Annotated in this window: 20 protein-coding genes, 1 tRNA gene and 2 pseudogenes; 13 read left to right on the top strand and 10 right to left on the bottom strand. The window is 69.3% G+C overall.

Annotated elements, in window-relative coordinates:
* Nucleotides 1-29: 29 nt before the first annotated feature.
* From BST17_RS09155 to BST17_RS09140, 4 genes are all read left to right on the top strand, one after another.
* Nucleotides 30-3,047 carry a UPF0182 family protein gene (locus BST17_RS09155; RefSeq protein WP_083057290.1) on the top strand — a complete coding sequence of 1,006 codons (3,018 nt, stop codon included), beginning with the start codon at nt 30-32 and terminating at the stop codon, nt 3,045-3,047.
* Between the two features lie 113 nt (nt 3,048-3,160).
* The gene (locus BST17_RS09150; RefSeq protein ID WP_234807602.1) at nt 3,161-6,565 is read left to right on the top strand and encodes an ATP-binding protein; all 3,405 of its coding nucleotides are present in this window, start codon (nt 3,161-3,163) and stop codon (nt 6,563-6,565) included.
* 90 nt (nt 6,566-6,655) lie between these two features.
* The gene (locus tag BST17_RS09145) at nt 6,656-8,041 is read left to right on the top strand and encodes an FAD-binding oxidoreductase (protein ID WP_083057289.1); all 1,386 of its coding nucleotides are present in this window, start codon (nt 6,656-6,658) and stop codon (nt 8,039-8,041) included.
* A gap of 63 nt (nt 8,042-8,104) precedes the next feature.
* Nucleotides 8,105-8,178: transfer RNA gene (locus BST17_RS09140), tRNA-Met, on the top strand.
* Nucleotides 8,179-8,510: 332 nt separating this feature from the next.
* On the opposite strand, the gene BST17_RS09135 is transcribed toward BST17_RS09140, so the two are convergent.
* Nucleotides 8,511-9,122, bottom strand: a complete 612-nt coding sequence (locus BST17_RS09135; protein WP_165762253.1) for a TetR/AcrR family transcriptional regulator — start codon at nt 9,120-9,122, stop codon at nt 8,511-8,513.
* 100 nt (nt 9,123-9,222) lie between these two features.
* On the opposite strand from BST17_RS09135, the gene BST17_RS09130 reads away from it, so the two are divergent.
* The 3 genes from BST17_RS09130 to BST17_RS09120 all read left to right on the top strand — a co-directional run bounded on the left by BST17_RS09130 (nt 9,223) and on the right by BST17_RS09120 (nt 12,233).
* Nucleotides 9,223-10,212, top strand: coding sequence for an NADP-dependent oxidoreductase (locus tag BST17_RS09130; protein WP_083057286.1), 990 nt, complete (start codon nt 9,223-9,225; stop codon nt 10,210-10,212).
* A 183-nt stretch (nt 10,213-10,395) separates the two neighbouring features.
* A complete protein-coding gene (locus BST17_RS09125; protein ID WP_083057285.1) occupies nt 10,396-11,385 on the top strand; it encodes a zinc-dependent alcohol dehydrogenase family protein in 990 nt (329 codons plus the stop codon).
* A gap of 164 nt (nt 11,386-11,549) precedes the next feature.
* Nucleotides 11,550-12,233, top strand: coding sequence for an isochorismatase family protein (locus BST17_RS09120; protein WP_083057283.1), 684 nt, complete (start codon nt 11,550-11,552; stop codon nt 12,231-12,233).
* 46 nt (nt 12,234-12,279) lie between these two features.
* Here the strand turns inward: BST17_RS09120 and BST17_RS09115 are convergent, their stop codons facing one another.
* Nucleotides 12,280-12,951: a TetR/AcrR family transcriptional regulator gene (locus tag BST17_RS09115; RefSeq protein ID WP_083057281.1), complete on the bottom strand. Its 672-nt coding sequence runs from the start codon at nt 12,949-12,951 to the stop codon at nt 12,280-12,282.
* 309 nt (nt 12,952-13,260) lie between these two features.
* On the opposite strand from BST17_RS09115, the pseudogene BST17_RS29625 reads away from it, so the two are divergent.
* Nucleotides 13,261-13,464, top strand: a pseudogene (locus BST17_RS29625) (MFS transporter); the annotation flags it as partial.
* Nucleotides 13,465-13,550: 86 nt separating this feature from the next.
* On the opposite strand, the pseudogene BST17_RS29620 reads toward BST17_RS29625, so the two are convergent.
* The 6 genes and pseudogenes from BST17_RS29620 to BST17_RS09085 all read right to left on the bottom strand — a co-directional run.
* Nucleotides 13,551-13,982: pseudogene (locus tag BST17_RS29620) on the bottom strand (PucR family transcriptional regulator); the annotation flags it as partial.
* Nucleotides 13,983-14,995: 1,013 nt separating this feature from the next.
* Complete coding sequence (locus BST17_RS09105; protein WP_234807601.1) at nt 14,996-15,409, bottom strand: EVE domain-containing protein; 414 nt, start codon at nt 15,407-15,409, stop codon at nt 14,996-14,998.
* Between the two features lie 13 nt (nt 15,410-15,422).
* Nucleotides 15,423-16,562 (bottom strand): SGNH/GDSL hydrolase family protein, encoded by a 1,140-nt coding sequence (locus BST17_RS09100; protein ID WP_083057276.1) that lies wholly within the window; start codon nt 16,560-16,562, stop codon nt 15,423-15,425.
* Entirely contained in the window at nt 16,559-16,987 is a 429-nt protein-coding gene (locus BST17_RS09095) for a PPOX class F420-dependent oxidoreductase (RefSeq protein ID WP_083057275.1), read from the bottom strand. Before BST17_RS09095 ends, BST17_RS09100 begins: the two co-directional genes overlap by 4 nt.
* Nucleotides 16,988-17,015: 28 nt before the next feature.
* Nucleotides 17,016-18,572, bottom strand: coding sequence for an FAD-dependent oxidoreductase (locus tag BST17_RS09090; RefSeq protein ID WP_269149840.1), 1,557 nt, complete (start codon nt 18,570-18,572; stop codon nt 17,016-17,018).
* Nucleotides 18,569-19,363, bottom strand: coding sequence for a carotenoid biosynthesis protein (locus tag BST17_RS09085; RefSeq protein ID WP_083057273.1), 795 nt, complete (start codon nt 19,361-19,363; stop codon nt 18,569-18,571). The genes BST17_RS09090 and BST17_RS09085 overlap by 4 nt, the downstream gene beginning before the upstream one ends.
* Nucleotides 19,364-19,453: 90 nt before the next feature.
* On the opposite strand from BST17_RS09085, the gene BST17_RS09080 reads away from it, so the two are divergent.
* Both BST17_RS09080 and BST17_RS09075 read left to right on the top strand, forming a co-directional pair.
* Entirely contained in the window at nt 19,454-20,587 is a 1,134-nt protein-coding gene (locus BST17_RS09080; protein WP_234807600.1) for a glycosyltransferase family 2 protein, read from the top strand.
* Nucleotides 20,584-22,128, top strand: a complete 1,545-nt coding sequence (locus tag BST17_RS09075) for a phytoene desaturase family protein (protein WP_083057271.1) — start codon at nt 20,584-20,586, stop codon at nt 22,126-22,128. Before BST17_RS09080 ends, BST17_RS09075 begins: the two co-directional genes overlap by 4 nt.
* Here the strand turns inward: BST17_RS09075 and BST17_RS09070 are convergent.
* Nucleotides 22,037-22,720, bottom strand: coding sequence for a CDP-alcohol phosphatidyltransferase family protein (locus BST17_RS09070; RefSeq protein WP_083057269.1), 684 nt, complete (start codon nt 22,718-22,720; stop codon nt 22,037-22,039). The two genes, BST17_RS09075 and BST17_RS09070, sit on opposite strands and share 92 nt — an antisense overlap.
* A 9-nt stretch (nt 22,721-22,729) precedes the next feature.
* On the opposite strand from BST17_RS09070, the gene BST17_RS09065 reads away from it, so the two are divergent.
* Nucleotides 22,730-23,608, top strand: a complete 879-nt coding sequence (locus BST17_RS09065) for a YhjD/YihY/BrkB family envelope integrity protein (protein ID WP_165762252.1) — start codon at nt 22,730-22,732, stop codon at nt 23,606-23,608.
* 28 nt (nt 23,609-23,636) lie between these two features.
* Nucleotides 23,637-24,500, top strand: a complete 864-nt coding sequence (locus BST17_RS09060) for an alpha/beta fold hydrolase (protein ID WP_083057268.1) — start codon at nt 23,637-23,639, stop codon at nt 24,498-24,500.
* Nucleotides 24,501-24,525: 25 nt separating this feature from the next.
* On the opposite strand, the gene BST17_RS09055 is transcribed toward BST17_RS09060, so the two are convergent.
* Complete coding sequence (locus BST17_RS09055) at nt 24,526-25,143, bottom strand: NAD(P)H-dependent oxidoreductase (RefSeq protein WP_083057531.1); 618 nt, start codon at nt 25,141-25,143, stop codon at nt 24,526-24,528.
* A gap of 85 nt (nt 25,144-25,228) precedes the next feature.
* Here BST17_RS09055 and BST17_RS09050 point away from each other — a divergent pair, with 85 nt between their 5' ends.
* Nucleotides 25,229-25,825 (top strand): TetR/AcrR family transcriptional regulator, encoded by a 597-nt coding sequence (locus BST17_RS09050; RefSeq protein WP_207573598.1) that lies wholly within the window; start codon nt 25,229-25,231, stop codon nt 25,823-25,825.
* Nucleotides 25,826-25,970 lie beyond the last annotated feature (145 nt).

Raw genomic sequence — 25,970 nt, 5'->3', positions numbered from 1 at the left:
CGCCACGGAACCAGAGTGGAGTTGACGACTTGGGTATGCGGCCCGCGGCGCGAATGCCGCAGCTGACTCGGCGGAGCCGGATTCTGATCGGTGTCGCGGTAGCAGTTGTCCTGTTGTTGTTGGTGGGGCCGCGGTTCATCGACGGCTACGTCGACTGGTTGTTCTTCGGCGAGCTCGGCTACCGGTCGGTCTTCACGACCGTGCTGCTGACCCGCATCGCACTGTTCTTCGTGGTGGCGCTCTTCATCGGCGCCGTCGTCTTCGCGGGGCTGGCGCTGGCCTACCGCACCCGCCCGGTGTTCGTGCCGACCGCCGGACCCAACGATCCGGTGGCCCGCTACCGCACCACTGTGATGAGCCGGCTGCGGCTGTTCGGTATCGGCATCCCGGTCTTCATCGGGTTGCTGGCCGGCATCGTCGCGCAGAGCTACTGGGCTCCGGTGCAGCTGTTCCTCAACGGCAGCGAATTCGGTATCACCGACCCGCAGTTCGGCATCGATCTCGGGTTCTACGCCTTCGATCTGCCGTTCTACCGGCTGGTGCTGACCTACCTGTTCGTGGCGGTGTTCCTGGCGTTCGCGGCAAACCTGCTGGGGCACTACCTGTTCGGTGGCATCCGGCTGTCCGGGCGCTCCGGGGCGCTGAGCCGCGCCGCCCGTATCCAGCTGGTGGCGCTGGCCGGCACCCTGGTGTTGCTCAAGGCCGCCGCCTACTGGCTGGACCGCTATGAGCTGCTCAGCAACACCCGGGCCGGTAAGCCCTTCACCGGCGCCGGCTACACCGACATCAACGCGGTGCTGCCCGCCAAGCTGATCCTGCTGGCCATCGCCGTCATCTGCGCGGTCGCGGTGTTCTCCGCCCTGGTGCTGCGCGACCTGCGCATCCCGGCCATCGGTCTGGTGCTGCTGCTGCTGTCCTCGCTGGTGGTGGGCGCGGGCTGGCCGCTGATCGTCGAGCAGTTCAGCGTCAAACCGAATGCGGCGCAGAAGGAAAGCGAGTACATCAATCGAAGTATCACCGCGACCAGGGATGCCTACGGGCTGACCGATCAGACGGTGGAGTACCGCAATTACGGCGGCGACGCCAACGCCACCGCCCAGCAGGTGTCCTCGGACACCGCGACGACGTCGAACATCCGCCTGCTCGACCCGACGATCGTCAGCCCCGCGTTCACCCAGTTCCAGCAGGGCAAGAACTTCTACAACTTCCCCGATCAGCTGTCGATGGACCGCTACGTCGGCCCGGACGGGCAGATCCGCGACTACGTGGTGGCCGCGCGTGAGCTCAACCCGGACCGGCTGATCGACAACCAGCGCGACTGGATCAACCGGCACACCGTCTACACGCACGGCAACGGGTTCGTCGCCTCGCCGGCCAACACCGTGCGCGGTATCGCCAACGACCCCAACCAGAACGGCGGCTACCCGGAGTTCCTGGCCAGCGTCGTCGGCGCCAACGGCAGCGTGGTCTCGCCCGGACCCGCGCCGCTGGATCAGCCGCGCGTCTACTTCGGGCCCGTGATCGCCAGCGCCCCCGACGACTACGCCATCGTCGGCAAGGTTGGTGATGTCGACCGCGAGTACGACTACGAGACCAACACCGAGACCAAGAACTACACCTATCAGGGCAGCGGTGGCGTCCCGGTCGGCAACTGGCTGGCCCGTGCCGTCTTCGCCGCCAAGTTCGCCGAGCGGAACTTTCTGCTGTCCAGCGTGATCGGTGACGACAGCAAGATCCTGTTCAACCGTGACCCGGCGCAGCGCGTCGAGGCGGTCGCGCCGTGGCTGACCACCGACAACGGTGTCTACCCGGCGATCGTGAACAAGCGGATGGTGTGGATCGTCGACGGGTACACGACGTTGGACAACTACCCGTACTCGGAGCTGACGACGCTGTCGAACGCCACCATCGACTCCAACGAGGTGGCGGTCAACCGGTTGCTGCCCGACAAGCAGGTGTCCTACATCCGCAACTCGGTCAAGGCCACCGTCGATGCCTATGACGGCACCGTGACGCTGTACGCGCAGGACGAGGCCGACCCGGTGCTCAAGGCCTGGATGTCGGTGTTCCCCGGGACCGTCAAGCCCAAGGCCGACATCTCCGAGGAGCTCAAGCAGCACCTGCGCTACCCCGAGGACCTGTTCAAGGTGCAGCGCGCGCTGCTGGCCAAGTACCACGTCGACGACCCGGTGAAGTTCTTCACCAACGCCGACTTCTGGGATGTGCCACTGGATCCCAACCCGACGGCCAGCAGCTTCCAGCCGCCGTACTACATCGTGGCCAAGGACCAGGCCAAGCAGGACGGCTCACCGTCGTTCCAGTTGACCAGTGCGATGAACTGGATCCGTCGTGACTTCCTGGCGGCCTATATCAGCGCGAGCTCCGATCCCGACACCTACGGCAAGCTCACGGTGCTCACCGTGCCAGGCCAGGTCAACGGTCCGAAGCTGGCCTTCAACGCGATCAGCACCGATACCGCGGTCTCCACGGAGCTGGGGCAGATCGGCCGGGACGGCCAGAACCGCATCCGGTGGGGCAACCTGCTGACGCTGCCCATCGGCAACGGTGGCCTGCTCTACGTCGCGCCGATCTATGCCTCGCCGGGCGCCAGCGATGCCGCATCGTCCTACCCGCGCCTGATCCGCGTGGCGATGATGTACAACGACAAGGTCGGCTACGGCCCGACGGTTCGTGACGCGCTGGACGAGATCTTCGGCGCCGGTGCGGGTGCGACGGCTACCGGTCCGGCCCCGGCCGACGGTCCGGCGGGACGCCCGCAGGCCGCACCGACCAACGGTCAGCCGGCCGCGAATCCGCCCGCCGCCCAGCAGGGTCGCGCGCCCGCCCCGGCGGCCGAGCCGCCGGCCGCGGCGGTGCCGCCGGGTGGTCCGGTGACGCTGTCGGGGCCCAAGGCCGCTGCGCTGCAGGAGGTCAACGCGGCGCTGGACAACATGGCCGAGGCGCAGACCAGTGGTGACTTCGCCGAGTTCGGTGCCGCGTTGCAGCGGCTCGACGACGCGATGAACCGCTACCGCGAGGCGCGCTGACCGTCCAGACCTGTATCACCTTCCCGGCGAGCGTGCGTGTCTGCACCGGACACTCCGCGCAATAGCAGGAGTTCACGCACGCTCGCGGGGGCGGCCGCCACTACACTGCCGCCGTGCACTATCGGCTGCTCGGACCACTCGAGGTGGTGCGTGACGGCGCCCGGGTCGATATCGGGCCGCCCAAGCAGCGCGCCGTGCTGGCGGTGCTGTTGCTGGCCCAGGGCGGGGTCGTCTCCGTCGACCGGCTGATCGACGCCGTCTGGGGTGACGACGTGCCCGGTAGCGCCACCGCTAGCCTGCAGGCCTACGTCTCCAACCTGCGGCGGGTGCTGCGCGACGATGCCGGGGTCTCGCCGATCGTCCGCCGACCACCCGGCTATCACCTCGAACTCGGCTCGGCGACGGTCGATACCGCAGAACTGGCCGCGGGTACCGGGCGGGCCGCCACGGCCGTCGCCGATGGCCGGTGGGACGACGCCATCGTGGCCGCCGATGCGGCACTGGCGCTCTGGCGCGGCCCGCTGCTGGCGGATCTGCGCGACGAGGCGTGGTTGGCAGCCGAATCCGCCCGCATCGACGAGCTGCGCACCGAATGTCTGGACGCCCGGATCACCGCGTTCCTGGCGGTCGGTCGGGTGTCGTCGGCGCTGGCCGATATCGAGCAGTTGCGCAGAGCGGACCCCTTCCGTGATCGCGGCTGCTGGCTGCAGATGGTGGCGTTGTACCGGTCCGGACGCACCGCGGAGGCACTCGACGCCTACGCCGCACACGCCCGGCGTCTCGATGACGAGCTCGGTCTGCAGCCCGGTGCCGAACTGCAGCAGGTGCAGACCGCTGTGCTGCGCCAAGCTCCCGAACTGGCGGCCTGGCCGCGTTCACCCGGCTGGACCGGAGCCGAATCGGTCTCCACACCCGCGCCCGCGCCGGTTGCCGAAGTCGAACCGGCCGTCGCGTCCGGCGGGCTCGTCGGCCGCACCCGCGAAATGGAGGCGCTCACACGGCTTCTCGTCGAAGCGAGAGCCGGGGCCACCCGCTGGCTGGTGCTCTCGGGCCCACCCGGGATCGGCAAGACCCGGCTGGCCGAGGAGGCCGCGGCCCGGGTCCGCGCCGCCGGCGGCGACGCGGTATGGGTGAGCTGTCCCGACGAACGGGGGATCCCGCCGTGGTGGCCGATGCGGCAGCTGGTCCGCGCACTCGGCGCCGACGCCGACGAGGTGCTGGCCGTGCCGGCGCACGCCGACCCGGACACCGCCCGCTTCGCCGTCTACGAACGGGTGCAGCGGCTGCTGGAATCCGGCTCCGGGCTGCTGGCCGTGGTGATCGACGATGTGCAGTGGGCGGATTCGGCATCGGCGGCGTGTCTGGCCTATATCGCAGGCACCCTGCGGGACCGGCCGCTGGCGATCGTCCTGACCGTGCGTGACGGGGACCACTCGTCAGAGGTGTTGCGGCTGTTGGGCACTGCGACGCGGGGCGCGAACCGGCACATCGAGGTGCCCGCCCTCAGCGCGGCCGACGTCGCCACCCTGGCCAATCAGGTGGCCGATGAGACGGTCGAGGAGGCCGAGGCGAGTGCGTTGGCCGACCGGACCGGCGGCAATCCGTTCTTCGTCTCCGAGTACGCCCGGCTGCCGCGCGCCGAACGGCTCGGTGGGGAGATCCCGATCGCAGTGAAGTCGGTCCTGGACCTGCGCCTCGGTGGGCTGGATCCCGCTGTGCTGCAGATGCTTCGGACGGCAGCGATCATCGGCGACGCCATCGACCGGGATGCGCTGCCGGTGCTGGCCGGCGCCACCCGGCTGGATCTGGACACCCTGGCCGATTATCTCGACGAAGCCGCCGACGAGCGCATCGTGGTGGCCGCGCCGACCGGTGACGGCTACGTGTTCGCCCACGGATTGTTGCGCGATCAGTTGATCGCCGGGATGCCGGCGCTGCGGCGACAGCGGGTACATGCCAAGGTCGCCGAGGTACTGGCCGATGCGACCTCCGACGGCGCGCTGACCCGCCGCGCCGGTCACCTGGTGGCCGCGCTACCGCTGGTCGAACCGCACGAGGTGGTGGCCGCGTGCCGGGTCGCCGCCGAACGGGCCACGGCCAGTTGGAGTTCGGATATCGCGGCGCGGTGGTGGCAGGCGGCGTTGGATGCCTATGACCGGTTGCCTGCGGCGCAGCGCACCGATGCCGACCGGGACGCGCTGACCGTCGCCATGCTGGAGGCGCACTCGCGGGCCGGCCGGGGCCGGCTGGTGCTCGACGCCGTCGAACGCAATCTGATCGACGCGCTGCGGGCCGGCCGTGCGGTGACAGCGGGCCGGGTCGCCAGCGCCCTGCTGCGGGCCAGCGGCGGATGGCCGTGGCTGGCGCCGGGGGAGGACCCCGGCGCGGTACTGGCGCTGCTGGACCGCGCGGCCGCGCTGTGCGACGCGCACCCCGCCGCGGGTGCGCGGGTGTGCGCGGCGTTGGCCGTCGGGCACTGCTATGACCCCGATATCGCGGTGGCCGCCCGGACTCTTGACCGGGCTGGGGAACTGGCTGCCGACGCCGGGGACACCGAGGTCACCGCGGACGTGCTGATGGGTCGGCTGATCACCTACTCCGGGGTGGCCAGCGCGGCGGCCCGGACGTTGAGCTGTATCACGGAGCTGAACGAGTTGCGTCACAAGCGATCCCGTGAGGACACCGTGATCGCCGCGTCGGTGGCGACCATGGCCGCGATGTCCCTCGGAGACGTGGACGGTGCCGGGCACCAGCTGACCGTGGGTATCGCCGGCAGCGAGGAACTGCAATTGCCGGTGCTGCGCGCCCAGTTGCGCTGGATGGAAGCGGTGCAGGCGATCTGGCGCGGCGATTTCGACGAGGCGCGCCGCCACCACACCATTGCCGCACACGTGCACGAGCAGACCGAGCTCTACGTCGCTGGCAGTGGGATGCTCGCCGAGGTCAGCCTGTTGTGGGAGACCGGCGGTCCGGCGCCGCAGCTGCCCGAGGAGTCGGCGGCGTCGGGTGGGCAGAGCATGGTCACCCTGGCACGTGCGGTGGTTCTGGCCATGCAACACGGGCCGGCGGCGCGCGAGTCCGCCCGTGCGATGCTGACCGACAGATTCGCAGGCAATCGCGGAGAGATCTGGACGACGCTGGGTCACAACACCTTTCTGGCTCACTTGGCCGCCGAGCACCGGCTGCCGGAGTTCGCCGCGCCGCTACTCGCCGAGCTGGAGCCGTTTCTAAATCGCATCGCGGTGATCGGGCAGGTCGGGTTGGCCGGACCGGTCGCGCTCGGCACCGCCCGGCTGCACGCGCTGGCCGGGGATCGCGACCGCGCCCGCGAGCACCTGGCGCGGGCCCGTGTTATCGCCGGCCGCACCGGCGGGAAGCCGTCCCTGGTGCGCTGCGATCTGCTGGACGCCGAGCTCGCCGACCCGCCCCGACGCGCCGAACTGATCGCTCGCGTCGTCGCCGAAGCGACCCGGCTTGGCATGACCGGTGTCGCCGCAACCGCCCGTGAGCTGGGCTGACACCAACTTGGCGTCGGCTCCAAGAAGACGCCAAGTGCGGCGCGCCAGTCTTTTCGCAGTTGCCCGACGCACTGCCTGAAAGGACCCCGAATGACCCTGGCCGACTCGGTCGACAGCGATCGGCTGTCGACATTGCCCAGCCACGTCAGCGCGCTGGTGGCGCTGCCCGGCGAGCCCGGCTATGAGCGCTGCACACCCTGGAATGTCGCCGTGCCGGTACAACCGGCCGCCGTGGTGTTCGCCACCTCGCCGCATCACATCGCCGAGGCCGTCCGATTCGCCGCCGCCCACGGGCTGCGCGTGACCGTGCAGGCGACCGGCCACGGTGCCATCCCGATCGGTGCCGACACCCTGCTGATCCACACCGGCGCCATGACCGACTGCGAGATCGACCCGGTCCACCGCACCGCCCGGGTGTCGGCCGGGGCGCGCTGGCAGCAGGTCCTCGACGCCGCTGCGCCGCACGGGCTGGCCCCGTTGTGTGGTTCCTCACCGAATGTCGGCGTCGTGGGCTTCCTCACCGGGTGCGGAGTGGGGCCGCTGGTGCGCAGCGTCGGGGTGTCGTCGGATCACGTGCGGTCCTTCGACCTGGTGACCGGGTCGGGGGAGTACCTGCGGGTGACCCCGGAGGAGCACGCCGACCTGTTCTGGGGTCTGCGCGGCGGCAAGGCCACCCTGGGGATCGTGGCCGCCGTCGAGATCGACCTGCTGCCCATCACCGAGTTCTACGGCGGTGCACTCTATTTCGACGGTGACGACACGCCGACCGTGTTGCGGGAATGGGTGCAGTGGAGCGCCGCGCTGCCGGAGAACATCAACACCTCCATCGCATTGCAGCAGTTGCCGCCGCTACCCGGGGTGCCCGAGCCGCTGGCCGGCCGGTTGACGGTCGCGGTGCGCTACACCGCCCTGGACGATTTCGCCGAGGCCGCAGCGCTTCTCGCGCCGATGCGGGAGGCGGCCACCCCCATCCTGGACACCGTCGCAGTGCTGCCGTACGCGGCGATCGGTGCCGTGCACGCCGACCCGGTCGACCCGATGCCGATCCATGAGGATCAGGCGTTGTTGGGTGACTTCGGTTCTGAGGCCACCGACATCCTGCTGGCCGCGGCCGGCCCCGGGTCGGGTTCGGTGCAGACCATTGTCGAGGTGCGGCTGCTGGGCGGGGCGATGGCCCGGCAGGCCCCGCACCGCAGCGCCTTCTGCCACCGCAACGCCAGGTACGCGGTGACGGTCATCGGGGTGCCGATGGGGCCCAACGCGGAGCTGGTGCCCGCGCAGGCCGGCGCCCTGACCAGGGCGCTGCAGCCGTGGTCGACCGGTGGCCTGCTGCCGAACTTCGCGCCCGCCGCGGACGCGGCGCGGATGGCGCGGGTCTATGACGAGGACACCCGGCACTGGCTGGCTGCCCTGGCCGATCGGTATGACCCGGACGGGGTCCTCAACACCGGCCAGGTGGTCCGCTTCGGTGCCTAAAAACCGGGGCTGACCAGACGATTTGGTGTGCCGAACCCCCTTGGGTAATCTTGTGTTTACCGACGCGGGGTGGAGCAGCTCGGTAGCTCGCTGGGCTCATAACCCAGAGGTCGCAGGTTCGAATCCTGTCCCCGCTACTAGTGGGAAATGGTCCCCGGAGGAAACTCCGGGGACCGTTTTCGTTTGGCTATGTTTCCGGTGGCGCACAGGTTGCCGAGCCGGCGATCTCAGCGTGGGATTCAGTTTCCCGAGACGTGACCGGGTCGACGGACGGCGGCAATCAATCGCATTACGTGGCAAGGGTTGCGGATTGCCTCCAAGACACCATTCAATGTGCCGACTGCATCCCAACCCACCACGCAGTGGTCGACGAATCGCACTGTGGAACGTCCGCTTTCAAGAATGGGATGCCCCGATCGCCATTGGGGCGTTGGCCTCCGCGCCGGGTGCCGCAGAGACGTAGCCTCGCTCAGTCATGTAGCGCCAGACGAATCTCGGGGTCCGACGGGGGCTCCGGCGTCGGCACGGCAACTCCGTCACCGAGGATTCCGGCCAGCCAGAGCGCCACCAGGCGGGCGCTGGATCGCGGAGCGTGCTCGGCAGTGCGGTGGACCAGGCCGGCGTTGGCGATCAGCAGTACCGCCAGATCGGGTGGCCCCGCATCGGCGCGGATCCTCCCGCCCCCGACCGCGCGTTCGAACAGCGCGGCGATCGCCCGGTGGTGCCGGGTTCGAAGCTCCTCCACGTGGGGGGTCAGGGGCCTGAGCGAGGCGAGCAGATCGGCCAGACCCCGGTTGCCGGCCTGCAGCGCACACGTGGCGAGGACGCAGTCCCGGAGGGCGATCACGGGATCCTTTGCCGCGGCAGCTTCCTCGGCGAGTGCGCAGTAGCGCTCGAGGTGGACGCTGTACACCTCTGCCAGTAGTGCTTCTCGCGTCGCGAAATGCCGGTAGAGCGTGGCATTCCCGATGTTTGCTCGCCGGGCCACCTCGTTCAGGGAGACGTCGAGCCCCTGCTCGGCATACGCGAGTTCGGCGGCTGCCAAGACAGCAGCGCGGTTGCGTTCGGCATCGGCACGCACGAGAGCCTCCTGAACACCAGCGGGAATAAGCGGGGATGCATCCCCGTTTGATGATACGACGAATAAGTGGGGATGTGTCCCCAGATAGAGGGAAGGCGCGATGAAGGCAGTGGTGGTCTCCGAGTACGGCGGCCCAGAGGTGCTTCGAGAGATTGATATGGATGCGCCGCACGCCGGCCGCGGGCAGATCCGCATCCGCGTGCATGCGGCGACGGTGAATCCTGCCGACGTGCTGCTCAGGCTCGGCGACATCGACGGTGCGCTGCGGGAGAGCACGTTGGCTCCACCGTACCGGCCGGGCATGGAGGTGGCCGGCGTCGTGGACGAGATCGGGCCGGAGACCCTGACGCGACTCGGCATCGGTGACCGGGTCATGGCGATCATGATGCCGATCGACCCGTCCGGCGGGGCGTACGACGGGTTCGTCGTCGTCGACGCGGATCAGGCTGCCCTGGCGCCCGCCGGATCGAGCCATGCCGAGGCCGCGACGCTACCGATGAATGGGTTGACCGCCCGGCGTGCGCTCGATGTGCTGGGCCTGGAACCCGGTCAGAGCCTGGCTGTCACCGGCGCCGCGGGCGCCGTCGGCGGCTACGTCATCCAGCTGGCCAAGGCCGACGGGCTACACGTGATCGCCGATGCCGCGCCGGCCGACGAGCAACTCATCACCACCCTCGGGGCCGACGAGATCGTGCCTCGCGGCCCCGCTGTCGGACAACGAATCCGACAGCGGCATCCCGAAGGTGTGGCCGCGGTGGTGGATGCCGCGCTGCAGGGCGACGAAGTTCTCCCCGCCCTGCGCGATGATGGCCAGATCGCCATCGTCCGTCGTCCCGGTGAGCGTGGCACGTCTGCTGTGCATCCCGAGCGGGGTATCACCATCAGAGATGTGTGGGTGCCCGACTACACCCATGCGACCGACAAGCTCGACGGCCTGCGGGCATTGGCCGAGCAGAACAGGCTAACCCTGCGGGTCGCCCGAATCCTTCCCGCTGCCGAGGCCGCCGAGGCGCACCGCATCTTCGAACGGGGCGGCGTCCGTGGCCGCATCGTCCTGGCTTTCCACGAGGACGAAGCGATGCCCCGATGAATCCCATAGGAGTCGGCATCATCGGCGCGCGCACTACATCGCCTTCGCACGGCGATCGTGCGGACGGCACCAACATCGCGCCGTCGTTCGCGGACGCGGTCCGACTGCACCGGCTGGTCGAGCGGATAGCCCGCGGCGTATCCACCGCTGAGTGAAGATGACAACTGACTTCGAGGAGACACCATGCGCGCTGCAGTTCTGACTGCATACAACAGTCCCTTACGAATTCACGAACTTCGTGACCCCTCATACGGTTCCGGCGAAGTTTTGATCCGGGTCGAAGCAAGCGCGGTCAACCCGCTTGACACCAAGATCCGCCGCGGCGAGGGCGCTCACGCCAAGATGGCACCACCGGCAGTGCTCGGTATCGACATGGCCGGTGTCGTGGAGGCCGTCGGGGCCGACGTCCACCAGTTCCGCGCCGGCGATGAGGTGTTCGGCATGACCGGCGGAATCGGAGGCGTGCCGGGGTCACTGGCCGAGCTGGTCGCCGTCGACCCACAGTTGATCGCACACAAGCCCGCGGCATTGAGCATGGAGGAGGCCGCGGCCCTGCCGCTGGGCTTCATCACCTCCTGGGAAGGGCTCATCGACCGCGCCGGCGTCAACCCCGGCCAGCAAGTGCTCATCCACGGTGGCGCCGGCGGGGTCGGTTTCCTCGCCGTACAACTGGCCCTCGCCCGCGGCGCGCGTGTCTTCGCCACTGGCGGCAACCCCGCCAGCCTGGAAGCAATCCGAAAGGCCGGAGCAACGGCCATCGACTACACCGATCACACCGTTGATCAGTATGTCGGGGAATACACCGGTGGTGAAGGCTTCGACATCGTTGTCGACAACGTCGGGGGCGCCACCCTGGACGCCTCGTTCACCGCCGTCAAGCGCTACACCGGTCACGTCGTCAGCGCTCTGGGCTGGGGCGCACACAGCCTGGCTCCCTTGTCTTTCCGGGGTGCCACCTACTCTGGCGTGTTCACGCTGCTGCCGTTGCTGACGGGCGGTGGCCGCGACCACCACGGCCATATCCTCGCGCAGGCCAGCGCTCTGGCCGACAGTGGACAGCTGATGCCGAGGCTGCATTCAGCCGCCTTCCCCCTCGGCGAGGTCAACGACGCCTACACGCTCGTCGAGACCGGAACCTCGACCGGGAAGGTCATCGTGTTGCCGAACCTCTGAAGAGCACTACACGCGTACGTTGCGTACCGGCTAGCAGGTATCGAGCCCGCAGGTCATCCGGACTATTTGATGGCAGGTGGCCATGACGACATCCGCCGCCCGCGGCGGAATCATCGATCACAGCGCTGGGTCATTCGTCCCGACGCACGAAGAAGGGCATTCCGATGAACTGGAACCGGAGCGACACCGCCGTCGTATTCATCGACCCGCAGAACGATGTCTTGAGTCCGACAGGAATCAACTGGGCGGTAACCGGAGCGAGCGTCACCGAGAACAACACCGTGGCCCACATGCTCGCCATCTTCGAAGCCGCGCAAGCCTCATCGTTCGGAATGTTCATCTCGCCGCACTACTTCTATCCCACCGACCACCGCTGGCTTTTCAACGGCGCACTGGAAGCCGACGAGCTGCGCACCGGCACCTTCGGCCGGCGCGGCCCACTGGACCTGGACGGGTTCCTCGGCTCCGGAGCCGACTGGCTCGATGACTTCAAGCCGTACATCGAGGACCCGCGCACCGTCGTCGTCAGCCCGCACAAGGTTTTCGGACCGCAGACCAACGATCTCGTCCTGCAACTCCGGAAACGTCGCATCAACAGGATTCTGCTGGGCGGGATGCTGGCCAACATGTGCGTCGAGTCGCACCTGCGCGATCTTCTCGAGCAGGGCTTCGAGGTATACGTCGTCCGTGACGCCATCGCGGGTCCGCGCCACCCCGAATGGGGCGACGGCTATCAGGCAGCGCTTGTGAACTACGCCTTCCTGGCCCACGGAGTTGTCTGGACTGACGATGTCGTCGCCGCTATGCGCGCCGCAACGCCACCGGTAGCGGCCGGCGGGACGCAGTGACACCCACCCCGTGATGTCCGGCTCGCCCAGGCTTTCGGTCGGGACGTCAAGACGTCGTGCGACTCCCGCGCGCTCCGCCGGTCGCGACGCCGCGCCCCAATCCCGCGACCGTTCTGGTCATCAGGCGATAGTGGATCGCCGGGCCCAACCATTCGGCGATGAAGCGGCGCAACGCGACGCCGTCATCGAGCAGCCGCCCGGGGTCGATGAACAGCGAGTGGAAGGTGCGGGCGCACAGCTCGACGGTATCGTCGAAGCCCGCGTCATCGAATCCGTGCCCCGCCCAATCGACGTCGTACCGGCCCAGCAGGACCCGCCCGAAAGACGTTGCCACCGCGGAGGTGAAGGGCTGGGTCTGAGCGCCGTCGTCACGCACCTGGAAGACCTGCTCGAGCTGTGGATCGCCGACGAGCGCCTCGAGCGTGAACGCCATGCCCTCCACCAGCGCGGCGACCGGGTCGTGCAGTCCACGCATGTGCTGGCGCAGTCGTTCCAGGAACCCGTCGGCCGATCGCATGCGGCTGGCGGCCATCATGGCCTCCGAGCCGGGGAAGTACCGGTACACCGTCTGGCGGCTCACCCCGAGGCGACGTGCCACGTCGGTGACGCTGACCGCCGGCTCATGTTGTGTCGCAAGCGAATCGACGGCATCGAGGATCCGGTTCATCGCCTCTTCATCGGATGTCGGAGTGTTCCCCGCCCACCCATGCCTGCGCATGTCCCATCCCTCCGATCATCGTCCACCCCTGTGGACATGTATGGCATGAACGTATTGTCTCTCCCTGAACCTATCAGGAGTGGTGACATCAAGGTATACAGCCGCTGGGAGCCGAAAAGTAGATTTCTATCGCACATTTAAGGCTGGATTCGGAAGAGCGCCGTCGATGCCGATCGGGACACGGCTGCGTTCTGACGAGACAGATCTGAAAAGTATGACTCGTCAGTGGCGGAAGCGGCTGGTAGGGTCGGCGGCACCGAAGTTTCGAGACCCAGGGTCTCTGAAGTCCTCCCATCGAGAGGTACTCCCATGGCCGACGCTGCGACGAGGCCTTCGCTGTCGGACGAACCGGTCGACGCTGCGGCAGGCCGCCTTTCGGTCCGCCGCAGACAGTGGCTGCTGACCGTCGCCAGCACCAACGTCCTGCTGGTCATGGCGTCGATGGTCGCGCTCAACGCGGCGCTCGGCGATCTGGCTGTGCAGACGTCGGCCACGCAGACCCAACTGACATGGAACGCGTCGATGAGTCGGTAGAAACCGAGTTCGGCGTAGGCGGATGCGCCGTCCGGCGCCGCGGAGTGCATCCGCACGTTCAAGGCCCGTTGGGCCTCGGTGAATGATCGGGGGCCATGAGCAGGTACATCGCACTGTGATCCGACTCCGATGGCACATGTCGCCGGGCTCAGCATCTGACTCAGCACACGGTGCAGTTCTGCGGGGTCGCATCCACCGGCGGTCACGAGGACCACGACATCGCCCTTACGGCCGCTGAGCATGCGCAGCTGTAATGTGGCTGCGGCGCGTGTGACGGCGGGCGTGAGTATGTCGACGCCCGCCTCGCTGTGTACGACGATCACCTGGTGGGGATGCCGTAGGTCGTATCCCAGGGCGTCTGCCCTCGCCACGGCGCCGGCGTCGTCGGTGCCGGAGAGCAGGTCGTCCACGAGCCCCCGGCGCACACTCGCTTCCAGTTCGACGAGGCTACGTTCGTGTGAGAGTTGGTATCCGAGCAGGGCGCAGGCGAAGTGCATCGCATACATGTCGTCGTCGGTCACCAGATTCCGCGGATCGATCATGGCCAGAACGCCGAGTTGTTCACCGCGCGGTGACACCAGCTCCGCAAGGCGATCCCGCAACCGCACGGGTCCGTGTTGGCCTGCCAGGACGGCGAGTTGGCGCTGATGTCGTTGCGGATCCGGTGGCGGATAGGTCCTCGGCCGTCCCGGGCCGGACCAGCAGCGCAGATTGCCGAATCGGTCTTCCAGAGCAATCGGAAGTGCTGTCAGCTCATGGAGCGCATCGATGATGGACTGTTCGGCATCGCCGCTGCCCTTGCTCAGCGCCGCTGTTTCGATGGTCTGATGAACAAGCGCACGTCTGTGCAACTGCCGGTTGACATCGGCCAGCCGCGCGGCTGCCTGGTCCAGCTGTTCGACACGGCGGTGCAGCGCAAGGCTGGAGAGCGCGGCGCCTGCCTGGTTGGCCAACACCGCCAACATCTGGATCTGCTCGCTCGATGGACGACTGCCGGCGCTGACCACGAGCGCGCCCTCGACGACATTGTGGTGCTTGAGCGGAAGAGCCCGGCCCCACATGCGGCCGGCGATCCGAACCTCACCGTCACCGTGGCAATCGGCGACCAGTTGGTCGAGGCCGGTGCCGCCGGCCGGGCCGGGCGGCACTCGATCCCATGAGCTGTCCACGAGCTCGTAGGCGGCCTCGACCTGACACGGCCCGACGCGGGGCACCGCGGCCGCAGCGTCGTGGAGAATCACTGAGACGTCGGCCACGTCGAATGACAACCCGGAGAGGGCAGCCAGTTCGCTGGTAATCGAGCCGCTCACCGAGGGTGCGGTGACGGCGGTCCCGCCAGACTCCCGGTTGTACTCCATGCCGCTGCCGCTCCTGCCCGTTGTTCCCCAACTCCCAGCGGACCGGTCTCGGGCCGCTGGAACACCGATGGCCGGGCCTACCCGTATCCCGGGCGGCCAAACCTCCGGCGGCAGGCGATCCGAACGGCTGCGGTGTCAGCGCCTGTTCCGGGCTATGTCGGGTGCGAGCGGAGCAACCGGTCGATCAGCGCGAGTTCGGTATCGCTGACCCAGGACGGATTCGACTGCTGTGGTGCGCGGAACGCCTCCATGGCGGCCAGGCCGGGAACGGCCGCCAGGTCGGCGGCGGTGATCGGCTGGGCGAGTATCGGGATGCGTACCGGGACGTGCAGTCGCCCGCCGTCGGACCACACCTCGCCATCGATATGGCCGGCACCCCAGATGCCGCGGTCGGGCTGTCCGGACACCCAGAACAGTGCCCGCTGTCCGGGGCGCATGAGCCGCGTCCGGTAGTTGTCCGCGACGCACCAGTGCGGCCTCGCCTCACCGGCCGCCAGCATCGGCGCGATCGGCGTCATACGCGGGTTGCACTTGATCACCCAGGCGCCGAGCCGCTCGATCGTCACCTGAGCACCGGACCTAGCGGCGCGCATGGAGATTGGTCAGCACGTCGGCAAACCGCTGGCCCATGCGCAGGTGGGCCTCCGGGCCGGGGTGCAGCCGGTCGGGCAGCGGGAACTCGGTGAAGTCGTCGGGACCGTAGAGGTCCGGGCCGTGCACATACCGCAGATTCGGATCCGCGGCGGCGCGCTGGTCGACGATGCGGGCGAGTTCGTCTCGGATGACGGTCAGGGTGAGTTTTCCGGCGCGGACCTCGGCAGGGTCTCCCGTCGCGACGAAAGCCATTGTGCCGTCGCTGAAGTCCGGGGCGAGCGGTCCCGGGGTGTCTTCGTGGATGGGGCAGTGCACCGCGGAGATCACGATGAGTGGCGTGGTGGGGTGCCCGTCGCGCACGGTGTCGAGGAAGCCGTGCACGGCAGGACCGAATGCGCGCAACCGCATCAGGTCGGTGTTGACGATGTTGATGCCGATCTTGACGCTGATCACGTCGGCGGGGATGCCGCGCATGGTGCGGGCGGTGAAGGGGTCCAGCAGCGCCGATCCGCCCATCCCGAGGTTGACCAAGTCGACACCGGCGCCTGCGGCCGCCACGGCAGGCCAGGTGCCGGTCGGGTGTAGCGCGTTGGAGCCGTGACTGATCGAGCTGCCGTGATGCAACCAGACCGGTCGCGTCGTCGGTGCCGGTTCCACCGGATGGTCACTGCGCAGCGCGATCAGTTCGGTGATCTCGTTGTGCGGCAGCCAGATCTCGACCGTCTTGGGCCGGTCGGGCAGTCCGGTGAAGCGAACGACGCCGGGAGCACCCGCGATCAGTTCCTCGGTGCCGGCCGCGGCGTCCTTCATCAGCACATTGCCGCCGGTGAGGCTGGCCTGCGCGGCCAGCCGCCCGTCGATCACCAGGTCGTAGATGCCATCGGGACGCATCGGCATGCCGCGATAGGCCGGTCTGGTCCGTAACGCCTCGAGTTCGATGGCCGTGGACCGGGTCGTGAACACCAGTCGGCAACCCGCGGGCTGGGACTCTGCCATCGCCAGCTGCGGGTCGGGGCTCTGCATCCGGGCCCAGCCGGGTAGGCGGTGCGGCAGGATGCCGAGCGACGTGCGCTCCAGTTCGACCGCGCCGCGCAGGATGTCGGTGGAGATCGCTGTGCTGATCACCCGCGGCCATCGGGCTGATCGTTGTTCTTCTGTGCACCCCAGCCGTGGATCCGGTCGATCTCGATGATCGCGCTGACCCGGGGTCGGTCCCGGTCCGGGTAGGGCTTGCCCTGATAGTGCTGCGAGAGGGCGTCGATATCGGCCAGGCCCTCGTCGTCATACACCCGCACCACCCGGCCGATCGCGGTGACATGGGTGTACCAGTCGTCGCCGTCGATCACGGTCAGTGCGACTCGCGGGTCTCTGCGCATGTGTGCCAACCGTTTCCGCGCGACGTCCATGTTGACCAGCAGCTGGTCGTCGCGCAGCAGATACCAGGTGGCGGCCGAGACCGGCTGGCCGTCGCGGCGGGTGGTGGCGATGACGGCGGGGTTGGGCTTTGCCAGCATCCGGCGGGCGTCGTCGGTGAGCGGTGCTGATGTCATGGGTCCGGGTGCCCGGTTGCGGCCGGATCTAAGCGCGTCGGCCGCGTCGCGGCAGCTGCGGTACCCCGGCCAGCAGCCCACGCTGGGGTACGCCGGTGATCGGTTCGGCGGCCGCGCCGAGTTCGGCCAGGATGTCGTTGGCCGCCAACACCCCCGACATGGCCGAGCGTTCCATCAGGCCGGCCAGGTAGGGAAGTTCGATGTAATCGCCGGCCAGGCGTAGTCCGCGGGCATCGGTGCGCACACCGGGACGGCTGCCGGCCGAACCCGGTGGGAACGCCGGCGCCGTCGCCTCCAGCCGATCGTGCGCGTGCAGCACGACCGCGTCGGCGGTTTCCGGCCACATCGCCGCCAGCTCGGTGCGCATGGCCGCGGCGGCCTCGTCGGCGTCGGCCAGGCGGCACGAGTAGGAATGCAGTTCGACCACCGATCCGCCGGTCGCAGCGGCCCACCGGATGCTGGGCTCCTCCAACCGCGAGTACACGGCGATCGAGTCCAGGTTGGGCTGGCCGCTGACGGCGCTGAACGGTGCCCGCTCGGACGCCACATCGCGGTCCAGCCAGATCCGGCTGACCGCGAACGGCGGTGCCACGCTCAGGTTTCGGCACTTGTCGGCGAGCAGGGGAGCCGTCGCTGCGGCCACCGGTGAGCTACCGATCAGTGACCGTAACGCACCGGGATCCAGGGCGAGGATCACGTGCCGGGCCGAGATCGGCCCGGCCGCGGTGTTCACGTGCCAGTCCGGGCCATCCGGTGTGATCTGCGTGGCGGCGGAACCGGTGAGCACCCGGCCCCCGCGTTGCTCGAGATGGCGCTGCAGCGGTTGCCAGATTGCGGTGGCATGGTCGGTGTTCGGCACGTCGAAGCCGATGCCTTCGGGGTTGCCCAGGAAGTAGTAGTGGAACATCGCCACCAGTTCGGCCGCCGACAGCTGGCCCTGGTTGCAGAAAAAGGACCGGGCGAACGCCTCGAACAGCATGCTTCGGGTGCGCTCGGTCATGCCGAGCCCGTCGAGAAATGTTGCGGCGTCCACGGAATCGAGTTCGGCGGTGGTGGTCGCCCGGTCGTAGGCCAGCAGGGCACGACCCGTGTCCGGATCGGCCCGGGTCAACTCGCGGCGGGTGAGGCTCTTCGAACGCAGGGCCAGCGCGAGCAGGTTCAGCGGCGGCGCGGCGGGCAGGCCGGACAGGTCCTCGGCCGGCCAGGTCGCCGAGATCACCGGGTAACTGCGCACCGGCGCGAGGAACGACAACTGCGGGTCGGCGCGGCGCAGGATGGATCGCCACGTGTAGTAGTGCCGGAAGAACGCATGGAAGCCGTGCTCGATCATCTGCTCGGTGCCGTCGGGCAACCGTTCGGGCCAGGCGTCCAGTCGTCCGCCGAGATGATCCTTCGCCTCCAGCACCGTGACCGCGACGCCGCGTTCGGCCAGCACGATCGCCGCCGACATTCCCGCGATACCGCCGCCGACCACGACGGCGGCAGCGCCGGGCCCGACCTGGGACGGCAGCAGCGGATCCGGTGTCACCAGGCGCCGGGGCCGCATGCGAAACGGCGCCGCGCGACTGGTCAGGGCGTCGGTCACAGGACCCTCGGGCGCTGCTCGCGGCGCCGGCGCAGCAGCGCGAACGTGAACGGAATCGCGATGGCGCCCATCAGGATTCCACCCATCACCGCGGAGCCGGGCAGGCCGAAGAACACGAAATGCGCCATCACCGAGGAGAAGTAGACCCAGAGATACAGCGCGGCCGCGGGTCCGGACGTGGTGTCCTGCGGGCGCAGCGCGGCGTGCAGCGCCGCCATGATCAGGGTGGTCACCAGCAGCCAGCCCAGGTAGTTGGTCAGCGGGATCCCCGGGATCAGCGGCAGCCCGGGGTCGGGGTGCGTCCATGTCCAGTGGCCGGCGTCGACCATCTGCGGATCGAGGAACACGTCCCAGGCGGTCAGCGCGAGCGCGCCGAGTGCGATCACCGCGGCCGGGCGCGCGGCCAGGGTCCGGGCGACCACCAACGCCGGCCACGCCATCATCACCCACGCCAGCGGGATCACCACCGGCACACCGAGCAATTGCGGGCCCAGCGTTCCGGTGTAGGCGTAGTCGCCGAACGGGAATCCGGTCTGCACACCGACGGACTCGGCGAGCAGACCGCCGCCACCGGCGATCGTGATGAGCAGGGCCGCGCCCCGGGCGCCGTGCACCCGGGTCACGTCGGCCACGGCGGCCAGGAAGAACAACACCACGCTGGCGACGGTGATCTGCGTGCGCGGGCCGGCGGGCAGCAGCGGGTAGACGATCTGGCTGGCGATCGCCGCCGCCACGAACAACCACGCCGGGTGGACCCCGCGCAGCGAGGGGGACGGTACGGCCAACGCCACGTGCTACCTCCGTTCGACAGGACCGGTCACCTGTCGCGTGTCCGCCACCGCGTGGTGGCGGACGGGGTGAGGCCTCCGTAGAGTTTGCAGGTGCCCGAAGCGCGACGTGACCGACTGTTCCGGACGCTCATCGTCACGGGTTCGTCGTTGGCGTGTCTCGGTACGGCGCACCAGCTACTCAACCTACGGTACCTGCGACGTCCGCCGTCGACGCCACAGCCGGTGACCGTGCCGGTGTCCATCCTCGTGCCGGCGCGCGACGAGGCCCACCGCATCGCGCCGACCATTCGCTCACTGCTGGGCCAACGCGGCCTCGCCGATGTCGAGATCCTGATCCTGGACGACGACTCCACCGACGGCACGGCCGATGTCGTCCACGCCGTGGCGGGCTCCGACACCCGCCTGCGCGTGCTGGCCGGTACCGCACCTCCGCCCGGAACACTGGGCAAACCCCATGCGTGCGCGCAGCTGGCCGCCGCAGCGCGCGGCGCCATCCTGGTGTTCGTCGACGCCGACGTGGTGCTGTCCCCGGACGCGGTGGCCGCCGCGGTCGCGGTGCTGCGGGGCGCCGAGCCGCTGGATCTGCTGAGCCCCTGGCCCCGCCAACTGAGCACGGGTCTGTCCGGACGGCTCATCCAGCCGCTACTTGCCTGGTCGTGGTTGACGACGCTGCCGCTGCGCCTGGCGGAGCGGTCACGCCGCGCCTCGATGGCGGTGGCCAACGGCCAGTTCCTCGTGGTCGAGGCCGACGCCCTGGCCCGCGCCGGTGGCTGGCAGTCGGTGTCGGGGGCGGTGCTCGACGACATCGCGCTGGCCCGCGCGATCCGCGCGGCCGGTGGCCGGACGGGCGTCGCCGACGGGTCCGCCATCGCGACCTGCCGGATGTACGACAACGGTCGCGAACTGCGCGAGGGCTACCGCAAATCGCTGTGGGCGGCGTTCGGCTCCCCGCTGGGCGCGGTCGCGGTCGCGGTCGCCTTCGCCGTCGTATACGTGCTGCCCCCGGTCGCCGCGACGACCGGCTCCCGCATCGGGGCCGTCGGTTATCTCGCCGCAGTGGCCGGGCGCCTCCCGTCCGCGCGGTGGTGCGCTCCGTCTGCCCGCGGCGCCCTCATCGATGCTGTGGCACACCCTTTTTCGGTGCTGATGCTGTTGGAGTTGCTGGCCTCCTCCTGGGTCGGCCGGGTCCGGGGTTCGCTGCGGTGGAAGGGTCGGGCGCTGTGAGCCGGGTGGTGGTGATCGGTGCCGGCCTGGGTGGGCTGGCGGCCGCGGCGCGGCTGGCTGCGGCCGGGCACGCGGTGACGCTGTTCGAGGCCGCCGACACGGTGGGCGGAAAGCTCGGCCTGCTTCAGCGTGACGGTTTCACCTTCGACACCGGTCCGTCGTTGCTCACGTTGCCCGCCGTGCTGCAGCAGGTGTTCACCGACACCGGGGCGCCGCTCGACTTAGCGCTCAGCCCGGTCGATCCGGCGTGCTCGTACATCTTCGGTGACGGCACGTCGCTGACCTTGCCGCACGATGCCGCCGCGGTGCCCGCGGCACTGGACGCCGCACTCGGTCCCGGCGCCGGCACGGCCTGGCGGCATCTGCATGACCGGTCGCGGCGGCTGTGGGAGCTCGTCGGCGAACCGGTGCTGCGCCGCCCGATCTCCCTTCCGGCCATGGCGCGCATGAGCACCCGGCCAGCGGATCTGCGCCTGGTGGCGCCGTGGCTGACCATCGACGGGCTGGGCCGGCGGCTGCTGCCCGACCCCCGGTTGCGCACCTGGCTGAACCGCTATGCGACCTACTCCGGATCCGACCCGCGCCGCACCCCTGCGGTGCTGTCGGTGACCGCATTCGTCGAGCAGGAGTTCGGCGCCTGGTACGTGCCGGGCGGTCTGCGACGCATCGCGGAGGCACTCGCGCAGCGGTGCCGTGCGCTCGGCGTCGAGGTGCACACCGCGATGCCGGTCGAGGCGGTGTGCGTGCGCGAGGGCCGCGCGACCGGGGTGCGGGTCGACGGCCGCGAGGTGGCCGCCGACATCGTCGTCAGCAATGCCGATGCCGCGGTGCTCTACGAGCGGCTGCTGCCGTCGGGCGCGATCCGCAGCGCCCGGCGCCGGGCGCGCCGCGCCCCGCGTTCCATGGCGGGGTTCGCCCTGTTACTCGGATTGACCGGGCGCCGGCCGGGCGCCGCGCACCGGGTCTATTTCCCTGCCGACTACGACGCCGAGTTCGACGCCATCTTCGGGCGACGCCCGGTGCCCGTCGCCGATCCCACCATCTACGTGCATGCGCCCGATGACCCGGCGCTGCGGCCCGATGACGATTCGGAGGGCTGGTTCGTCCTGGTCAACGCCCCGGCCCACGACCCGGCGCGCGGTGTCGACTGGGACGAACCGGGTCTGCGCGAGCGCTACACCGGGCACGTCCTGGATGTGCTGGCCGCCCGGGGCGCCGATGTGCGCGACCGGATCCGCTTCGTCGAGACCATCACGCCCGCGGACCTGGAGCGCCGTGCCGGCGCGCCGGGCGGAGCCATCTACGGCACGGCCTCGCACGGACCGCGTGCGGCGCTGCGCCGGCCCGCCAACCGCAGTCCGCTACCCGGGCTCTACCTGGTGGGCGGTTCGGCGCATCCGGGCGGCGGCATCCCGCTGGTGCTGATGTCCGCCGAGATCGTCACCGGCCTCATCGGTCCGGCGGGAACGACGAAGGCATCGAGCGACGGATCGCGGGTAGCAGCTGCGCCAGACCGACCAGTCCGACGGCGGTCCAGGTGATGGCGAGCATGGTGCCCCAGGTCCACCCGGTGAGCGGTACCCCGGACCACGACACCGCGGCCCCGGCCGCCGCCAAGCCGACCACGATCAGCCGGGTCGGGCGTTCGGCGACGGTGACCGTCCCCACGCCCGGCATCCCGACTGCCTGGGCGCGGGCGCGCACATACTCCAGCAGCCACACCAGCGTCAGCGCCGCGATCACCCAGCCCGGGGCGGCGCCCAGTGCCAGCAGGATCGCACCCAGCAACAGATCACCGAGACGGTCGGCCACCGAATCGACCACCGCGCCCAGCGGACGGGCCTTGCCGGTGCGCAGCGCCACCGCGCCGTCCAGACCGTCGAGCACACCGGCCGCGATCACCAGCGCCACGCTCAATGCCGGCCAGCCGGGTCCCGTTACGGCCGCCCAGGCACCCACCAGCGCCAGCACACCCAGTACCGACAGCACGTCGGGCGGAATGCGAACGACCGGACCGGAGGCCAACATTCGCACGAGCGACAGCCAGCCCCGCACGACGCGGGAGGGCTGCACGCCACCGTGCAGCGCCGACCAGCCCGTGTCGCCGTCGTCGGCGGGTGGCTGCGCGGTCATGGTGCCAGCTTGCCAGCCCGCTGCGTCGCACCGGTGGGCATCGCGGTGAACCGGGCCCGCAGGCTGGCGGCACAGGTCAGCAGAACGTTTCCCGGTGCGGATCTCGCGCTGTGGGCGGCCGGGGCCACCTACTTCGGGGTGATCGGGCTGGTGCCGCTGGCGATGGTGGCGTTGTGGGCGGCCGGCGCGTTGGTGGGGCATGACGCGGTGCGCTCGTCGATGGAGGCCGCGATCACCGGGTTGCCGTCCGGGCACGGCACCCCGGAGGCGTTGCGCACCCTGACCGCGGTCGCGTTGGCGATGCCGTGGTGGCAGGCGTTGGTGGTGCTGTTCCCGGCCAGCCTGTACGGCGAGGGTCTGCGCCGGGCATTCGTCCAGTTGACCCCTGAGACAGACAAACTCACCGGCTGGCGCGGGCGGGCCGGTCTACTCGGGGTGGCCGCGGTGGCCCCGTTCCTGGTCCTCGCGGTGCTGGCCTCCGCGCCGTATGTGGCCCCGCTGTACACCGGCACCGGGTGGTCGCTGGCGTGGGGCGTGTTCGTCGGATTCCACGTCGTCTGGATCGCGGTCTCGACGGCACTGGTGGGGGTGTACGGGCTCATCGCGCCCGGTCGGTTCGGCATCAAATCGTTGGTGGCGGGCGCGTTCGGCACCGGCGCCATCCTGGCCGGCTTCCTACAGGGCTTTCTGCTGTTCCTGGCCATCCCGATCGAATGGTCGGCCCCGTTCGGCGGTATGCCCGTGATCGGTGCGGTGTCGGCGTTGGCGCTCTGGCTCTACCTGGTGCACATTCTCGTGCTCTGCGGATTCCGCGTGACGGTGGTCCTGCACGGGGTGTTCGCCGCCCGCGCGGGACGATCCCTGTCGAAGTCGGTTACCGGCCAGTAGGCTCGGGCCGGAGGGGACGGGAGCTGACGTGGCCGAAACGAAATTCGTCGAGATTCACGGGGTGCGCCAGGCCGTCGTGGACGAGGGCAGTGGGGACGAGGTCCTGCTGCTCATCCACGGGATGGCGGGCAGCGCGGAGACCTGGCGGGCGGTATTGCCCCAGCTGGCCAAGAGGTACCGGGTGATCGCCCCCGACCTGCTCGGCCACGGGCAGTCCTCCAAGCCGCGCACCGACTATTCGCTGGGCGCGTTCGCCGTCGGCCTGCGGGATCTGCTCGATGAACTCGGCGTGCAGTCGGCCACCGTCGTGGGGCACTCGCTGGGCGGTGGGGTGGCGATGCAGTTCCTGTACCAGCATCCCGACTACTGCCGCCGGTTGGTGTTGATCGGCAGCGGGGGACTGGGCCCGGACGTGGGGTGGATCCTGCGACTGCTCGCCGCGCCCGGTGCCGAATTCGTGATGCCGGTGATCGCGCCGCCGCCGGTGCTGCGGGCCGGTAACGCGGTGCGGTCCTGGTTGACGGCGGCGGGCCTGCGTTCCCCGCGCGGCGCGGAGATCTGGAATGCCTATTCGTCCTTCGCCGACGGGGAGACGCGGGAGGCGTTCCTGCGGACGCTGCGGTCGGTGGTCGACTACCGCGGCCAGTCGGTCAGTGCGCTGAACAGGCTCAATCTGCGCGAAGGCCTACCGGTACTGGCGATCTGGGGCGAGGACGACAACATCATCCCGGTCGACCATGCGTACTCGGCGCTGGAGGCCCGGCCCGACTGCCGACTCGAAATCTTGCCCGGCATAGGGCATTTCGCTCAGGTGGAGGCCCCCGCCGAGGTGATCGACCTGATCGACGATTTCATCTCCACGACCACCCCGGATGATCCGCGGCGCAATTAGCGGCGTTCGCCCGAAACGCCCGGCGTCAGCAGGACGCGACGGTTGTCCCCGACACCCGTTCGGCATAGGACATCCGCACATCGGCGACCACGGCCGCGACCGTGTCCGCCACCGGGATCGGTCCCTGCTCGGTGTCGTAGAGGAAGTGTGATGACGCCACCGTGGTGCCGCAGTATTCGAAGATGCCGTGCTCGATGCCGGTTCGCATCGACTCGGTGTACCCATGCCGCTGGTAGGTACCGACGTTGGTGCCCGCGAGTGCGACCAGGTGGATGTCCCGGCGGCCGAGCGCATCTGCCGGCGCCGCACCGTCCCCGTAGGCCCAGCCGTAGGTGACGACCCGGTCGATCCACCCCTTGAGCAGACCGGGCATACCCCACCAGTACACGGGATAGACCAACACCACCGCATCGGCACGCTCGACCCGTTCCTGTTCGCGGCGTACATCGTCGGGTACCGGCCGCTGTCCGCGCATCACCGCGAGATCGGCGGCGGTGAAGCGCGGGTCGAAGCCCTCGGCGGCCAGGTCGGCGACCTCGCTGGTGTCACCGGCCCGGGCGGCAAGTTCGGTCGCCACCAGGTGTGCGGTGGCGGCGGTCAGCGAGTCGGGCTGTGGATGGGCGAAGAGAACGAGCGAGTGCATCATGTCTCCCGGTAGAGTCTGATTAACTTACGATTGGTAACTTACTATTCGTAACTTTGCATGGGCGGAAGGGGTGTGGCCACCAGTGACCGAGCTGATCAAAAAACGCATGTCGAAGGCGCAACGCCACGCCCAGCTGCTCGACGTCGCCGGCGAACTCATCCGCGTCGAGGGCAGTGACGCGCTGACCCTGGCCCGTATCGCCGAGCGCGCCGGCGTCGCCAAACCCTTGGTGTACAACCACTTCGGCACACGCGCGGGAGTCCTCGCCGAGCTGTACCGCGCCTTCGACGAACGTCAGCATGCGGCGCTGGACGCCGCCTTGTCGGCCGCGCCCGGCGATCTGGGCATGATCGCGCAGACCATCGCCGACGCCTATATCGGGTGCGCCGTCAGCGAGGGCACCGAGCTCCCCGGACTCGTTGCCGCCCTTGCCGGTTCACCCGAGTTGGACCGCATCCGGCGCGACGCCGACCAGACCTTCGGCAGCAAGTGCCGGGCCGCACTGCAACCTTTTGCCGGCAGCGGTGAGATTCCGGACGCGGCCATCCATGCGATCCTGGGTGCCGCCGACGCGGTGGCGCGCGCCGTCATCGCCGGTGACATCGGCGCAGAGCAGGCCCACGCGGCGCTGACCACCGTGATCGCCGGACTCGTCGTTCATTCGGATTCGTCGAGCTGACCGCGACGGCGGTCGCCGAACTGTTCGTCGGCGGCGCGCTGTCCGGATGACGATAAGTTGTGTACAAAAGCTAGGTTTGCGCAGCTAATTACCTGCGCGGACGGTTGACTCTGGCCGTGATTGTATGCACTATGGGAGCAGCTTA

The sequence above is a fragment of the Mycolicibacterium bacteremicum genome, from assembly GCF_002086115.1.
In the GTDB taxonomy this organism is placed as follows: Bacteria; Actinomycetota; Actinomycetes; order Mycobacteriales; family Mycobacteriaceae; genus Mycobacterium; species Mycobacterium bacteremicum.
This window is presented reverse-complemented; position numbering and strand designations above follow the sequence as displayed.

What these genes read in the sequence shown, in the direction of transcription:
- BST17_RS09125 (WP_083057285.1), top strand. Translation starts at nt 10,396, where the DNA reads ATGCGCGCTGCAGTTCTGACTGCATACAACAGTCCCTTACGAATTCAC.
- BST17_RS09130 (WP_083057286.1), top strand. Translation starts at nt 9,223, where the DNA reads ATGAAGGCAGTGGTGGTCTCCGAGTACGGCGGCCCAGAGGTGCTTCGA.
- BST17_RS09120 (WP_083057283.1), top strand. Translation starts at nt 11,550, where the DNA reads ATGAACTGGAACCGGAGCGACACCGCCGTCGTATTCATCGACCCGCAG.
- BST17_RS09095 (WP_083057275.1), bottom strand. Translation starts at nt 16,987, where the DNA reads ATGACATCAGCACCGCTCACCGACGACGCCCGCCGGATGCTGGCAAAG.
- BST17_RS09145 (WP_083057289.1), top strand. Translation starts at nt 6,656, where the DNA reads ATGACCCTGGCCGACTCGGTCGACAGCGATCGGCTGTCGACATTGCCC.
- BST17_RS09115 (WP_083057281.1), bottom strand. Translation starts at nt 12,951, where the DNA reads ATGCGCAGGCATGGGTGGGCGGGGAACACTCCGACATCCGATGAAGAG.
- BST17_RS09070 (WP_083057269.1), bottom strand. Translation starts at nt 22,720, where the DNA reads ATGACCGCGCAGCCACCCGCCGACGACGGCGACACGGGCTGGTCGGCG.
- BST17_RS09055 (WP_083057531.1), bottom strand. Translation starts at nt 25,143, where the DNA reads ATGCACTCGCTCGTTCTCTTCGCCCATCCACAGCCCGACTCGCTGACC.